The organism is Dechloromonas denitrificans, assembly GCF_001551835.1.
GTDB classification, from domain to species: domain Bacteria; phylum Pseudomonadota; class Gammaproteobacteria; order Burkholderiales; family Rhodocyclaceae; genus Azonexus; species Azonexus denitrificans.
The window spans coordinates 158160-172782 of sequence record NZ_LODL01000019.1 but is presented as its reverse complement, the minus strand read 5'-3'; the positions used below and the strand labels follow the sequence as shown (position 1 = coordinate 172782).

Sequence of the window (14623 nt, the reverse complement as noted above, 5' to 3'; positions counted from 1 at the left end):
GTGTTCCAGCACTGCCGGGCTTCGTTTTTGCGCAGTGCGCACTATTACTCTACTAAAATTCAGGCCGAATTAAAAGAAAATAATCAATTAAATCAATTGATTAACGCCTGTTAATCAAAATTAATCATTCCGTAGCAGTGGCTACGGAATTGCTGACTTGACCATCGATCCATACGAAGGCTTCTGCGATTGGAGGTAATCATGGTCGAGTACATGTTCATGCCAATTCCCGAGGTGGAGCGGGCTACTGGTCTCGGTAAGACGAAAATTTACGACAGCTTGAATCCGGAATCCGACGGGTTTGATCCGGATTTCCCGAAGCCTGTGGTTTTGTCTAGGCGCTGCGTGCGCTGGCGTAGTGACGAAATTCAGGGGTGGCTTGACAAGAAATCGGCGACAAGCCGCGATTACGGCAGCCTGGAGCGCAAGGTTCAGGCACAGGCAGCGGCCAAAGCCTCTGTTGCCGCCAAGCGCAAGAACACCAAGACCAACGAACTTGCTGGCCAAGGGTAATTGCCATGGCCAAAACCGTATCCCCCTGGGCAAAGGTTGACCGGGCTGCACGGGCTATCGCAGGGACGACCAGCGAGCAGCGCCGCGAGGCAGTTTCGGCCTTCCTCCGCGAAGCTATGATCGCTTTGCTCGTTGGCTAGATCGTGTCAGTTACCACCATGGCCCGCGTGTGGGCGACTTCCAGCCACAGCGGTACCGAACTGTTGATGCTGCTCGCCATCGCTGATTTCAGCGACGACGATGGCCGCGCCTATCCAGCAGTAGGCACCTTGGCGAAGAAATGTCGGATGACCGACCGCAATGCTCGGCTGATCTTGACCAAATTGCGGGATAGCAAAGAACTGGTTGTTCGCTTTGGGGAAGGGCCAAAGGGGGCCAATCAATACCTGATCGCTAACCCCCTGAAGGGGGCTTCACCCCTGAAGAACTCTTCAGCCCTGAAGCACGTTTCCTTCACCCCTGAAGCCGGCTTCCGCGAACCCCTGAAGCCGGCTTCAGCCAATACATCAGTGAACCGTCAACAACCGTCAGAGGGGAAAAAGCGCCGCTCTCGTTCGGTTGAAAAAACGTTCGCCGAGTGGATTGATGTTGTCCGCGCATCTGGCGAAAAGCCGATCAGCGACTACTTCACGGTTTGGGACTACTGCGAGGGCATCGGCTTGCCTGCCGAATTCGTTGAGCTGGCCTGGCTGAAGTTTCGTGACCGCTATTCGAGCGATGAGAACTTCAAGGGGAAAAAGTACGCGGACTGGCGCCGGGCGTTCCTCAATGCCGTCAAGGACAACTGGTTCAAGCTCTGGTATCGGAATGGCGATGCCTTCCTGCTGACCACTGCTGGCCAGCAGGCCGAACTCGAAACGCGGGGGGGCGAATGAGTACCTCCAACATAGCATCGATGTTCAGCGTCGACGCCGAGCAGTCGGTAATCGGCGGCCTGCTGCTTCAGCCTGCATCCTTCGATCTAATCGGCGACGTATTGGACGAGAAAGATTTCTACGTCGAGTCGCACCGCCTGATTTATCGCCAGATTGCGCTGATGCTGCATCAGGGGCGCCCGGTTGATGTCGTGACCGTCGCCGATGAACTCGACATGGCCGGCGAGTCTGAGCGCACGGGCGGACTGGCCTGCTTGGGTGAAATTGCCAACAACACGCCGGGCGCAGCGAACATCAGGCGCTATGCCGAAGTCGTTCGTGACAAGCGCCTGCTCCGCGACCTTCAGGCGGCGGCGTCGGAGGTTGCCGACCTGGCCCGTCAAGCAGGACCGGAAACGGCAGCACAGCGGATCGAGGCAGCCCAGGAAAAATTGCTGGCACTCTCGGCAAAGCAACGGGCGCAGCATGAGCCGGAAGAAATCGGCGCTGCGTTGCCTCGAATGCTGGAGGCCATCGAAAAACGCCGGGAGCGCAAAGGCCAGATTGCCGGGTTGCCTACCGGCTTCACTGACCTCGACAGGATCACGAATGGCTTGCATCGGGGCGATTTGGTCATTGTTGCGGGCCGCCCATCGATGGGTAAATCCTGTTTTGCGCTGAACATTGCCGAGAACGTTGCCATCGATGGCGGCACTGCATTGGTGTTTTCGTTGGAAATGTCGGCGGACCAGCTTACCGAACGTTCGACCGCGAGTATCGGTGGCATTTCGCTGTCGGTGCTTCGCTCAGGTGAACTCATGGAAGACGATTACATACGGCTGTCGTCTGCCTTGAGAAAGTTGCACACAGCCAAGCTCGTCATCGACGACTCGCCGGCTCCGACGATGGCGCAGATGCGGGCCAGGGCGCGACGCATTCAACGCAAGTCCGGCCTCGATTTGATCGTGGTCGATTACATCCAACTGATCGGATCGACCGACTTCAGAAAGGTTGGCAATCGCAATGAGGAAATCGGCCAGATCACGCGAGGCTTGAAGCTGTTAGCCCGCGAACTGGGTGTGCCGGTGATTGCCTTGTCGCAACTGTCCCGCGAAGTGGAAAAGCGTCCTGATAAGCGCCCGATGATGTCTGACTTGCGCGAGTCGGGCGCCATCGAGCAAGACGCTGACCTGATCCTGATGGCGTACCGCGACGAGTATTACAACCCGGCCGGATCGTTCAAAGGCTTGGCCGAAATCCTGATCCGCAAGCACCGCCAAGGCGAACTGGGTGATGTTCGCCTTGCTTTTCAGGGTGAGTTCGCCCGCTTCCGCAATGTCAGTCCTGACGCTTGGCAGCACGCAATGGTTACAGCAAGAGAGAAAGCACAGGCAGCGAAGCCGATGGCACGACGCAGGATTGCCGGCGATTGATTTTCAATAAGGAGAAAAGCATGACCGATGCAGAACTAAAAGCCCAACCCCGCAGCGTTCGCGAAGAATTCGAGCGAATCAAAGAAGGTGAAATTGACCACGACGAGCAGCTTTCTTCCTTGAAAACTCAGTTGGCCGACCTCCTGGCCAAGCAGCACGAATCGCAGGCCGTGCATGACCGCATTCGTGTTTGCCTCCAATGGTTGCCAACCGGTATCGCCAGCACAGAGAACAGGCTGCAAGAAATTAAGGCGCAGCGGGTATCGGCAATCACCATGGCCTTGGTCGACGACAAGGAAGGCAGCGGCTTGCCTGACTTTTCTCTTGATGATGCTCTCGTTGCTGAGCAGAAAAACGCCGAGCTTTACCTTGAACGCCTGCGCCTTTCGGCTGCCGGTCTTGAGCAGCAAGAGAAGAAAGCACGCCGGGCAGTCGAATTGGCGAGCAATCCGTGTAGTGCCATTGAGTCCAAAATCAATCGTCACCGTGACCAACTCAAGTTGACCGAAGCCAAGCGTCGCCACGGCTACGCCTAACCTGGAGAAACAACATGCTCAATCAAGACACGCAGCAGTCCAATCCACTCGGCCCGCTTACCCGCGCCGCCCAGCAAGTGCAGCCTTTGGCGGGAAACTCGATCAAGGCGCCGGTTCGTAATCCGATCTCGGCGGCAATTCAGGATGGTGCCGGCTCGACCGACCCTGATACGGATGGGCGCCGTTCTTACAGCCCCGCCTATGGATCGGCATTCAATGTTCGGCAGCCTGAGCCGAAAATTCCGGCCGCCGGTAATCCGCTGGCCGAGGTCCGCAATTCCCCTGCCGAATCGTCGATAGCCGCTATGAATCCGTTGGCAGCGGCGAAACCGATTGCGTCGACCGGTGCGGCGATCTCGACCAATGGCAGCAGCACTGATGGCGTCGTTGCTGCCGCCTCTACCGCAAACCCGATGGCACGTGCAGGCGAGGAATTCGCGACGATGGACATGAAGGGTGTGAATGCAATCATGGCCCGTGAAAATCAGACCCGCGCCGAAATGATAGATAACAGCATTCGCGCCAATGGTGGCAACGGTGTGGCGATCAACAGCGATGGTGGTATCGAGGCGGCGAATGCCGAGAAAACGGCCCGCTGGCGCCAGGATGAACTACTGGCCCAAGCCATGCGCGGCAATCAGGTAGCTGTGAGCGCAGCCCTTCATGCCAACGCACAAACCCAGAGCGAGGCAGGCCGCAATGTTATGGCTGAGCAGGTCAATGCGGACCGTAATGCACTGACCATGCGCGGCCAGGATATGAACGCTCGAACTGCTGAGGCAAGATTGGCTGGCAATCCTCTTGTTCAGGAGTTGAACCGGGCCAAGATTGAAGGTGCCAAATTGAACAATGAGCAAGAGCAGCGTCTTGGCGATCTTCAGCAGCAACTTATTGGCGAGACTGATCCTGGTAAGCGAGCGGAGATCGCAGGCCAGATTAAAGCACTCTCTGGTAAGAGCGGTCAGGCAGGCCAGGGCGACACGCTGACCATGCCGCAGCGTCGGACCAACGCCGAGATTGATGCAGCCCGTAAGGCCGTATCCGCGTTGACTCCGGAAGAGATCAAGCGCAAAACGGCGAATTTCACCGCGACCGGCCGTGAAAACCCGGAATACGACCCGATGATGGCCAAGGCAGTTTCGTTGGCTGGGCGCCGGATGTACGGCGAGGATTCGGATTTTGATCAGCGCCATCCGCAGGGTCCGGCATCGCAAGCTGCTGGCAGCGACGGCGACGCGATGACCCGCTTCCGGGCCGACAAGGCGATGCAGGGCCACAAGACCGGCCAAATGACCGGCCAGGGCTTGGAGGTGTTCGATGCTTCCGGCCGCTTGGTCGGCCATTACCGCTGATCGGGGGGAGGCTATGCCATTCGTTCCCCTTTCTGAGCAGGCAGCGCCCTCCCGTGGGTTTGTGCCGATGGTTGATGAACCCGAGCGTTCGAGCATTGCTGGCCAGGTGCTGATGAACAATCCGCTGACCGCTGCCGGCGAGATGGCGCTCAACTTGGGCAGCCAGGCCGTGGCGCTGCCGGTGGCCGGTTTGGCCGGTCTGGCAACTGAGGCGGGTAATGCCTTGGGGCTGACCGAGCAGAAGGGCGCCGATGTCGTCCATGCCGTGGGCGAGGCCTTGACCTACCAACCACGTGGCGAGATGGGGAAGGCGGCCGCTGGGATCGTCGCCTATCCATTCGAAAAGCTGAACGAAGCAGCGACCTTTGCTGGCGAGAAAACCCGCGAGGCAACGGATTCGCCTTTGGCAGCCACTGCGGTCCACACGCTGATCGAGGGTGTTGCTCCGTTGGTAGTTGGCCCAGCGGCGAAGGCCGTCAAAGGTCGCATCCCCGGCAAGGTTGAAGCGATACCGGAAGGGGGCGCTCGCGATGCACAGGCGCCGACCGCTGGCGCAGTAGTACCCGAGGCTGCGCCGGCAGCACAAAGCGCCGCCATGCGCGTTTCTGGCGATCCGGCGCAACGCGGGTTTCATCCGTTGAAGGAGGCCGGCAATGGCATCACTGACCAAAACATTCCGCAGGGAGTACGACGCGCTCAGGTGGGCGATTCGCTGGTGTACGGACCAGATGCACCCGAACTTTCAATGGTACGGGGGCCGGGGGATAACGGTCTGCCCGGAGTGGACGGCCAGTTTCGCGGCATTCCTGATGCACGTCGGGCCGAAGCCGAAGCACAGTCGCTTGCTGTGGCTCGGGAGGTTGGACGTGAACAAGGGATACGAGCCGGGGAACGTGGCGTGGTTGCCGCATCAGAGGCAAATCACGCATCGTCGGTATTGCCGCAGGATGCAGTTCGAGGGGCAGGAATTGACCTTGGAGGAAATCAGCCGGGAACTCGGCTTGGCGCCCGGAGGATTGAGAACGCGGATAGTTCGCTTGGAGATGGCGCCGGCCAAGGCTTTAACCAGCGGGCCGGTGCAATATCGGAAAACCGCGGTGTTGCTGACGCACAACGGGCAAACGATGTCCCTGCCAGAATGGGCAAGGAAAGTCGGAATTCGGCGGGAGAAGCTGCGGAATCGGCTGGATCACGGTTGGCCGCTGGAGAAGGCATTGCAGCCGGGAGACTTTCGGAGAAAACCGGATTCCAGCCTCTGAATGCTGAAGTTCAGCCGATGGCCGGCAAGGTTCAAAACTCCTGGGCGCCCGGTGCGAACTACGCGCCGCTCATCGATGACGCCAAGAGCCCGGCCGGCGCCGCCAGCGTGGCGGATCTGCCCGACCCGATCCGCCGGGAGAACATCATCAAGGACTTCACCAAGGCACTCGATAGCACTATTTACGAGGGGCGGGTGAAGGGCAAGAACCGCCTGGGCTTCTTCCGCCCTGGCGTTGAAGAGGTTCGCATCAAGCGGTTCAACGACATCGAGGTGGCCAGCCATGAAATGGCCCATCTGATCGACCATCGTGTTCCTGAACTGTCCAAAGTGATGAAGGCAGACAAGGCACTACGGGATGAACTGCGCAGCGTCAGCTATGACCGGAACAACATCGCTGAAGGTTTTGCCGAGGGGGTGCGGCTGTGGATGACGCAGCCGGAAACCTTGCAAGCCAGAGCGCCGAAGGTGGCGGCATTTCTTGACGATTTCGCCGCCACGCACGCCTACGGGCCGGCCCTGCGCAAAGCACAGGCCGATATGACCGGCTGGTTTGGCCAGGATGCTTTGAATCGCGCCCGTTCCAAGATCGGCCAGGAAAAACCGCTGGCCGAGTTCTTCGACCGCGCCTTCGACAAGCTCCGGCAATCGACGGTTGATGACCTCCACGGTATCTACCAGATGGAGCGCGATATGAGCGGCGGCAAGATCGCGGCCAGCGGCGCCTATGAAACCGCCCGGCTGTCGCGTGCATCGGCCAGCATTGCCGATGGGGCAATCCGTTTCGGCTACCCGGTGAAGAAGGCTGACCGTTCGTTTACCTATGCCGGCAAGGGCTTGGAAGAAATTCTGCGCCCGGTGGCCGGCAGCCTTGACGATGTGCTGCTCTACTTCGTCGGCCGGTCTGCCAGGGAGTTGATGCAGCAGGGCCGGGAGCATCTTTTCACGAAAGCGGAAATCAAGGGGATGCTCGATCTGCGCACCCCTGAGCGCGACGCCGCCTTCAAGGAGTATCAAGCCTGGAACAAGGGCATTCTGGACTTCGCCGAGGCCCAAGGGGTGCTGAACCCGGAGACGCGCAAGCAATGGAAGCGTACCGAATACCTGCCGTTTCATCGTGTGCAGCAACCGGGCAGCCTGAAGGGGAAGCCGGGTGATTGGGCCGGGGTGAAGGCGTTGACTGGTGGCACCGACAATATCCGCGATGTTCTGGGCAACATGATCGGCAACGCTGCACAGTTGGTCGATGTGGCCGTGAAGAATGAAGCCCGCCTGAAGGTGGCGGAACTGGCCAGTCGTCCCGGTGGCGCGAAATTCATGGTCAAGGTCGATGCCGAATCGCGGCCGGTGAAGGTTTCCGGAAATCAGGTCATGGATGAAATGCTCAAGCGCTACGGCATCGCCATCGACGGACAACCACCGGCCTTCTTTGAGTTTTTCCTGAGTGGTCAGCCGCCGGCCGGTGGCAACGTGGTGGCGGTCCTGAAGGGCGGCAAACCGGTTTGGTACGAAGTCGGCGATCCGATCCTGTACCGGGCGCTTTCGTCACTCGACCGGGCGCCGATGCACTGGCTGACGCAGTGGCTTGGGATGCCCAAGCGGATCGGCCAGGCAACCATCACCTTGACGCCTGACTTCATGGTGGCGAACATCGCCCGCGATACGATCATGGGGGCCGTGATGTCCCGCTCCGGCTTCCGGCCGGTCATCGATTCGCTTCAGGGCATGCGCCTGCGCCTGAAAAACGATCCGCTCTACAAGGAGTACATCGCCAACGGAGGCGGGCTTTCCAGCCTCTATCTCGATGAGCATCACCTGCGCACGAAGCTGGAGAAGTTCTACAGCAAGCAGGGAATCGATTACCGCACGGTGCTGGACACGCCCGACAAGCTGCTGAGTGCAGTGGAAACGATGGCCGATGCGTTCGAGATGTCGACGCGCCTGGGCGAGTACAAGCGGGCTATCGATGCCGGCGAGCATCCGCGCCATGCGGCATTTCAGGGGCGTGAAGTCTCGACGGACTTTGCCATGAAGGGCGATAGCAAGGCGCTGGGCTTCATGTACGACACGGTGATGTTCCTGCGGCCGGCTGTCGTTTCCATGGACCGCCTCTATCGGGGTGTTGCCCATGATCCGAACCGGGTGGCCATTGGCCTCAAGACGGGCATGATTGCCTTGTCATCGGTTGGCCTGTACCTCCTGAATCGGGAAGATCCGCGCTACGCCGATCTGCCCGATTGGGACCGAGATACGCACTGGCATTTCTTCGTCGGCGACCAGCATTTCCGCTATCCGAAGATTTGGGAAATTGGGGCTGTGGCAAGTTCGGCAGAGCGCACCGTGGAACGCCTGATGGAGTCGGACCCTGCCGGCCTAGGCAAGGACTTCGCCCGTATTATCGGCCACACGTTCAGCCTCAACCTGATGCCGCAAATCATCGCGCCGATCTACGAGCAGGGGGCGAACCGCAACAGTTTCACCAAGGCGCCCATCGAGACGCCGGGCATGGAGAACGTACAGCCATTCATGCGGGCCAAGCCGAACACCAGCGAGACGATGCGGGCGCTGGGCATGGCAAGTCGCAACATGCCGGAGTCTCTGCAAGTGAATCCGGTTCGTACCGAGGCGCTGCTGCGCGGCTACCTTAACACCTGGGCGGCCTATGGTCTGATGATGACCGACAAGGCGTTTTTCAGCGATGCTGGCCCGACTATGCGCACCGACGAACTGCCCGTGGTTCGCCGCTTCTACGCTCAAGAGCCAGCCAAGCACACGAAATTCGAAACGAAGTTTTACGACATGCTGGGCGAGGCCAAGCGCTTGCAGGGAACAATGCGCGAACTCGACCGCCAGGGGCGCCCGGAGATTGCCGACGAGAAGGAGAGTTCACCGCTGGCCGGTGAGGCCAAGCCTCTGGAGCGGGCGCAGCAGAATATCAAGGTGGTCAATGCAGAGATGATGAAAACGCACCGCGACAAGGTGCTGTCGCCCGGCGAGAAACGGCAGCGGATTGACGAACTGATTGCCGAGAAAAACCGACTGCTGAAGGCGACTGTGCTGGATGCCGAGGCGGCGCAACGCAGTAGGCGGTGATGCTGGAAAGGGGGGGCGCTACCCCCTGTTGGTTCGCAGTCACTGGTACGCACCCTGGTACGCACGAAATCGAATGGTTTCCAGCAGCCAGTTTCCACGCTGGTTTCCAAAACAAAGTTGCCACGCAAGTTGCCATGGAAAGTAGCCAAGGAATAGCAAGGTTTTAGCAAGAGTACGCAACGAGGTACGCACGAAAAACGCTGGTTCGCAGTTGCAGGTTCGCAAGGTGGTTCGCAGCCGAACGGTGGTGCGCAAACCTAGAGTGCGCAGTGTGGTGCGCACCTAAGGCAGTAGCCAGAAACCGTCGACTTGAAGAAGGAAAATGAATTCTGGTTAATAGCTTGGTTAATGCCAGAATCGATATGTGGATGGGCTTCGGTGCTGATGGCCAACGGTAAGGTTTCGGTAAGGAGAACAAAAAGTGAAGGCGATTTTGTTTTTTGTGATGATTTTCGCTTCGTGCGGGGTCGCAGCCGCGAACTACGCAACATGCTTGCTGAAGCATATGCCTGGGCTGCAAAACGACGCTGCTGCGCAAGCGGCAATCAATCTGTGTATGAGTGAGAATCCTGATGGGATCAATGGCATTCCGCAGGGCAGCGGGCGTGGATTCCTTGGGTACAAGAGCGGGGCAGAGTGCGCGATGAAAAAGGGCGCAGAGACGAGAAGTGAGCTTGCCGGCAGGGCGATCTACATGGCCTGCAACAGGCTCTACAATGCTCCACCGCTGAACTGAAAGTGAACTGGCCGGAGGCTGATTTTCCGAACGTTCGGCCTGTAGTGGTCAATAGTTCTGATGGCAATGCCAAGGGTGGCAACTGATCAGCTACGCGCCATCTCGAATTTCCATTCGTAGCTTTGCAACAAGATTCTTGAACTGCTCGTAGTTCATTGGCGTGAAGTCTTCGATACCCACTTCCGTGCAATACGATCCACACAATTCATTGTTCTCAATGCGAGTGTCGCCCCGGAAAGTCTTACTGTTGAACTCAAAATCGTAGGCTGTTGTATCGCCAGCGGCGAACCATAGTTCGCGGGTGGTTTTCTGGCCTCTGCTTATGCTTCGGAATTCATCAAGAATAATTTGCTTGATGAATGATCGTTGAGGACTCCGGGAGTTGGAGGCGGCGGTGCTTTTCCCTTTGGCTGCCGCGCCAGTCTTCAGCGTGTGGACAATGGCCATCAGAACAATGATGGATTCCGGAGAGTCTCCTTGTTCGGTCATGCTGAGTGCGGCTAGCCCTGATTTATAGAGTCCAAATTGATCAATGACGTGCCGTATGGCCTGATTCTTTGTGACGAATCCAAATAGAAAGCCATTGGCAATCCCCAATGATTCACGGGGGGCCAAACGGTGCATGGGGTTTTCTCGATTTCTAGGTGGCGCGTTGTGGTCTGGTATGTTGGATTCGGCGACGAATGGCAGTGCTGCCTCACGGACAGCTTGGATCATCGCATTCATCTTTTTCCGGTTGCCGGTGAATGGCGAAGTGTGTTCTAGGAGTGATAAGGCATACGTTGCGGTGATGTCGCCATATGTCGCCAGAAAATGGCTTTGCTGTGACGTGTTCATGGCTTGTAAATCAGGCTTTCTTGGCATTGATCGGGACTATTTTTGTGCCGTGCTCCAACGCTTGCAGGTGATCTGCCCAAGCTTGCATCATCTTCCGACGCTCCGGTAGGTATTCAGCTTGGTGGGAGTAGGCGCCGAAGGTTGCGCCGCGCCGCTCTCGGTGTGCCAGTTGCTTGTCGATCACGTGGGCCGGCCAGCCGAGTTCAAGTAATGTGCTGGTTGCCGTTGCGCGCATCCCATGTGCCGTAACCGGAAATCCGAGTCCTTTCTGAATCGCCATGCGCAGCGTGTTGTCGCTCATGCCAGCCTCTCCGGGACGTCCGATGCACGGGAAGAGAAACTTATAGCCTCCCGTAAGTGGGCGCAGTTCTTCCAAAATAGCTATTGCCTGATCGCTGAGAGGAACGATGTGTTCCTCTTTCATCTTCATGCCTCGCCCTTCGCCTTGAATTCGCTCGGGCGGGATGCGCCACTCTTTGGCGTCAGTGTCGAATTCGTTCCACATTGCCCAGTTCAATTCGCCAGGCCTGACAAATGTCAGGACCAACAGGCGCAGCGCAAGGCGGGTGCGGTAGTCAACGCGCTTGGCTGGGTCGTCGATGGTGCAGAGGAAGTCGGGCAGTTGAGTAATCGGCAGGCTGGCTAGGTGCTTTTCCTTTGCAGGCCGGAGGACTTCGCCGCTGCGTAACTCGGCAGCAGGGTTGATCTTCACTTTCCCGTGCTGGATCGCGTAGCGGAAGATTGCATCGATCCATGCTCGAACCCGCCGTGCTGTCTCGCCGTTGCCCTTTCTGTCGATTGGCAGGATCACGGCTAGGATATGTGCCGGCTCTACGCTCTCGATTGGTAGGGCGCCAATTTTCGGGAACACGTAGGTTTCGAGTGCCGCAATGGTCTTGTTGACCGTCTTCTTGACCAAGCCGCTTTCGCGATTCTCATGCCATTCCCGGCCGATTACCTCGAAGGTGTTGGCCGCTGACAGCTTGGCGGTCAGCTTCTCAACCTTCCGTTGCTGGCTAGGATCTATGTTCTGATCGAGCAGCGCCTTGGCATCGTCGCGCCGCTTCCGCGCTTCCTTGAGTCCGATAGCGGGGTAGACGCCATGGGCCAGGGTCTTCTGCTTGCCGGCGAAACGATAGGCTTGTCGCCAATACTTCGACCCGTCTGGTTTGACCTCGATATAGAGGCCGCCGGAGTCAGATACACGGTAGGGCTTGTCTTGGCCCTTGAGTCCTGAAATAGCCTTGTCTGTCAGCATGTTATCCCCGTGTTGTTGGTATCTGTTTTGCCGGGGTGTTGGTATCCGCTTTCGTGCCAACAGATATACCAACAAAAAAACCGGCTTCAAGACAACTAAAACGAACTGGTGTGGAGATAGTATAGACAAAAAACCCCGAATTTACGCGGGGTTATGGACTTTGCCGAACTTTGCTGGAAAACCTATTGGCGCCCCCAGGTGGAATCGAACCACCAATTCGCCCTTAGGAGGGGCGTGTTATATCCATTTAACTATGGAGGCGCAGCCTGCTTTTGTCGGCAGGCGCGCATTGTACCGGGGCCGAGGGCCTTGCGATAGTTGGCTGATTACAGGTACCACGCCATTGTTCAGCATCAGGCGGCTGGAGCAGTGAGGGCCGTAGCCGGCCAGAATGGGCGGTACGAGGTGTAACCGGCGCGCTTTACCACCTGATTTTTGCTTCCGTACAGCGTCGACCGCCGGACATGATTGTTCCGCCGGCCGCCTGAACGGATAGAATCCCGGTTCTTCCCAACGCGGCGCCTTGCGGGGCGCCGCTTCTATTTGGTCCCATGCCTTACCTAAAACTTTCCGACGCCTGCCTCGCCTACGGCCACGTGCCGCTTCTTGACCACGCCGATTTTCTGCTCGACCCGGGTGAGCGCGTTGCGCTGATCGGCCGCAACGGCACCGGCAAATCTTCCTTGCTCGCCGCGCTGGCAGCCGGCTCCGGGCGCGGCAAGCTGGACGACGGCGAAGTCTGGGTGCAGCCCGGCATCCGCGTCGGCTATGTGCCGCAGGAGCCGCCCTTCGACCCGCAGTCGACAGTGTTCGAGGCGGTCATTTCCGGCATGGGGGAAACCTCGAAGCTGCTCGCCGAATACCACGAAGTCTCGCACCAGATGGCTGATGGCAAGGGCGACCACGACGCCCTGATGGCGCGCATGGAAAGCCTCCAGCACGAGCTGGAGTCGCGTGGTGCCTGGGCCTATGAAGCGCAGGCAGAGAAGGTCATCGACCGCTTCGGCCTCGATCCGGACGCCAATGTCGGCAGCCTGTCCGGCGGCCAGAAAAAGCGTCTGGCACTGGCCCAGGCGCTGGCCGTGGCGCCGGAGGTGCTGCTGCTCGATGAGCCGACCAACCACCTCGACATCGCCGCCATCGAGTGGCTGGAAAACCTGCTGATCGAAACCGGTGTTACGCTGTTTTTCATCACCCACGACCGTTCTTTCCTCGACCGCGTCTGTACCCGTATCGTTGAGCTCGACCGCGGCAAGCTGGCCAGTTTTCCCGGCAGCTTCAAGGAATACCAGCTGCGCAAGGAGGCGCTGCTGCACGAGGAAGGCCTAGCCAATGCGCGGGCCGACAAGCTGCTGAAAGAGGAAGAAGTGTGGATACGCAAGGGCGTCGAAGCCCGACGGACGCGCGCCGTCTTCCGCGTCCAGCGCCTCGACAAGCTGCGCGCCGAGCGCCAGGCGCGGCGCGAACGGATGGGTAAGGTCAATCTGCAACTCGATGCCGGCGACAAGAGCGGCAAGCTGGTCGCCGAACTGGAGCATGTCAGCAAGTCCTACGGTCAACGGCAGATTGTGCGCGATTTCTCGGCGCGCATTCAGCGCGGCGACAAGATCGGCGTCATCGGCCCGAATGGCGCCGGCAAGACGACGCTGCTGCGGATGATTCTCGGCGAACTGCAGCCGGATGAAGGGATCGTCCGCCAGGGCACGAAGATCGACGTTGCCTATTTCGACCAGTTCCGCACCCAGCTGAACCCCGACTCGACGCTGATCGACATCATTTCGCCGGGCTCGGATTACGTCGAAATTGGTGGCGCCCGCAAGCATGTCATCGGCTACCTGGAAGATTTCCTATTCGCCCCGGAGCGTGCCCGTTCGCCGGTCAGCTCGCTGTCTGGCGGCGAGCGCAACCGGCTGCTGCTGGCCCGCCTGTTTGCCCGACCAGCCAATGTGCTGGTGCTCGACGAGCCGACCAACGACCTCGACATCGAAACCCTGGAACTGCTTGAAGAGCTGCTCGCCAATTACGACGGCACGCTGTTCCTGGTCAGCCACGACCGGACCTTTCTCGACAACGTCGTGACCCAGACCATTGCTGCCGAAGGTGACGGCTTCTGGCGTGAATACGCTGGTGGCTACAGCGACTGGGCGGCCTATAAGAGCAGCCTGCAGAAAGCGGCGGTCAAGGCGCAGGCCGAGGCAAAAACTGTAGCCAAGGCGGTCGAGCCGGCCAAGGGCAAGGTCGAGAAAATGTCGTGGAAGGAACAGCGCGAACTGGAAGCGCTCCCCGGCAAGATCGCCGCGCTGGAAGAAGAGCAGGGGGGGCTGAGCAAGCGCCTCGAAGATCCGGCGATCTACCAGACCGATCCGCCGGCTGCCCAGCAGGCGGCCGAGCGCCTGGCCGACATCGACGACGAATTGATGCTGCTGCTTGAGCGTTGGGAAGTGCTGGAAGCCCGGGCCGGCGGCAATAGCGCCTGAGTCAGGTGTTCAGCGCTTCCCGCGCCGTTGGCTAGCCCGCTTCGCCGCCATCGGCTTCGCGGGCCGGCATCGGCTCCAGGCCAATGCGTTGGCGGACGGTTTCCGGCGTGATGTTTAACAGCCGTCCGATGTCCTTGTAATCATCCGGCAGTGCCGCATCTTCCCAGCCATGCGCCGAGTGGCGGGCCAGGCGGACGGCGAGGACGACATTCCGGACGCGGGCTTGATCGCTGTTTTCGTCATTGATCAGGTGCTGCAGCAATTCGGGAAGATGCC

At 59.0% G+C, this 14623-nt stretch carries 10 protein-coding genes, 1 tRNA gene and 1 pseudogene; 8 read left to right on the top strand and 4 right to left on the bottom strand.

What is annotated here, in order from left to right:
• The first annotated feature begins 201 nt into the window (after nucleotides 1-201).
• From AT959_RS08610 to AT959_RS08575, 7 genes are all read left to right on the top strand, one after another.
• A complete protein-coding gene (locus AT959_RS08610; RefSeq protein ID WP_066882583.1) occupies nucleotides 202-513 on the top strand; it encodes a helix-turn-helix transcriptional regulator in 312 nt (103 codons plus the stop codon).
• A 143-nt stretch (nucleotides 514-656) separates the two neighbouring features.
• Nucleotides 657-1388, top strand: a complete 732-nt coding sequence (locus AT959_RS21595) for a helix-turn-helix domain-containing protein (RefSeq protein ID WP_205629873.1) — start codon at nucleotides 657-659, stop codon at nucleotides 1386-1388.
• Nucleotides 1385-2800, top strand: a complete 1416-nt coding sequence (dnaB, locus tag AT959_RS08600) for a replicative DNA helicase (protein WP_066882581.1) — start codon at nucleotides 1385-1387, stop codon at nucleotides 2798-2800. Before AT959_RS21595 ends, dnaB begins: the two co-directional genes overlap by 4 nt.
• A 20-nt stretch (nucleotides 2801-2820) precedes the next feature.
• Nucleotides 2821-3336: a hypothetical protein gene (locus AT959_RS08595; protein ID WP_066882580.1), complete on the top strand. Its 516-nt coding sequence runs from the start codon at nucleotides 2821-2823 to the stop codon at nucleotides 3334-3336.
• A gap of 14 nt (nucleotides 3337-3350) precedes the next feature.
• Nucleotides 3351-4688: a hypothetical protein gene (locus tag AT959_RS08590; RefSeq protein WP_066882579.1), complete on the top strand. Its 1338-nt coding sequence runs from the start codon at nucleotides 3351-3353 to the stop codon at nucleotides 4686-4688.
• A gap of 67 nt (nucleotides 4689-4755) precedes the next feature.
• A complete protein-coding gene (locus AT959_RS08580) occupies nucleotides 4756-9039 on the top strand; it encodes an LPD38 domain-containing protein (protein WP_157651258.1) in 4284 nt (1427 codons plus the stop codon).
• A gap of 421 nt (nucleotides 9040-9460) precedes the next feature.
• Nucleotides 9461-9775, top strand: a complete 315-nt coding sequence (locus tag AT959_RS08575; RefSeq protein ID WP_205629872.1) for a hypothetical protein — start codon at nucleotides 9461-9463, stop codon at nucleotides 9773-9775.
• 90 nt (nucleotides 9776-9865) lie between these two features.
• On the opposite strand, the gene AT959_RS08570 is transcribed toward AT959_RS08575, so the two are convergent.
• From AT959_RS08570 to AT959_RS08560, 3 genes are all read right to left on the bottom strand, one after another.
• On the bottom strand, nucleotides 9866-10612 hold the full coding sequence (locus tag AT959_RS08570; RefSeq protein ID WP_157651257.1) for a hypothetical protein: 747 nt from the start codon (nucleotides 10610-10612) through the stop codon (nucleotides 9866-9868).
• 10 nt (nucleotides 10613-10622) lie between these two features.
• Entirely contained in the window at nucleotides 10623-11870 is a 1248-nt protein-coding gene (locus tag AT959_RS08565; RefSeq protein WP_066882575.1) for a tyrosine-type recombinase/integrase, read from the bottom strand.
• A 186-nt stretch (nucleotides 11871-12056) separates the two neighbouring features.
• Nucleotides 12057-12131 (bottom strand) — tRNA-Arg (locus AT959_RS08560).
• Nucleotides 12132-12421: 290 nt separating this feature from the next.
• On the opposite strand from AT959_RS08560, the gene AT959_RS08555 reads away from it, so the two are divergent.
• Nucleotides 12422-14347, top strand: coding sequence for an ATP-binding cassette domain-containing protein (locus AT959_RS08555; protein ID WP_066882574.1), 1926 nt, complete (start codon nucleotides 12422-12424; stop codon nucleotides 14345-14347).
• A gap of 31 nt (nucleotides 14348-14378) precedes the next feature.
• Here AT959_RS08555 and AT959_RS08550 read toward each other — a convergent pair.
• A pseudogene (locus tag AT959_RS08550) lies at nucleotides 14379-14623 on the bottom strand (HDOD domain-containing protein); the annotation flags it as partial.

Bases quoted from the DNA above. Each gene is read 5' to 3' on its own strand.
- dnaB (WP_066882581.1), top strand. From the start codon at position 1,385: ATGAGTACCTCCAACATAGCATCGATGTTCAGCGTCGACGCCGAGCAG.
- AT959_RS08570 (WP_157651257.1), bottom strand. From the start codon at position 10,612: ATGAACACGTCACAGCAAAGCCATTTTCTGGCGACATATGGCGACATC.
- AT959_RS08555 (WP_066882574.1), top strand. From the start codon at position 12,422: ATGCCTTACCTAAAACTTTCCGACGCCTGCCTCGCCTACGGCCACGTG.
- AT959_RS08580 (WP_157651258.1), top strand. From the start codon at position 4,756: ATGGTTGATGAACCCGAGCGTTCGAGCATTGCTGGCCAGGTGCTGATG.
- AT959_RS08595 (WP_066882580.1), top strand. From the start codon at position 2,821: ATGACCGATGCAGAACTAAAAGCCCAACCCCGCAGCGTTCGCGAAGAA.
- AT959_RS08590 (WP_066882579.1), top strand. From the start codon at position 3,351: ATGCTCAATCAAGACACGCAGCAGTCCAATCCACTCGGCCCGCTTACC.
- AT959_RS08610 (WP_066882583.1), top strand. From the start codon at position 202: ATGGTCGAGTACATGTTCATGCCAATTCCCGAGGTGGAGCGGGCTACT.
- AT959_RS08565 (WP_066882575.1), bottom strand. From the start codon at position 11,870: ATGCTGACAGACAAGGCTATTTCAGGACTCAAGGGCCAAGACAAGCCC.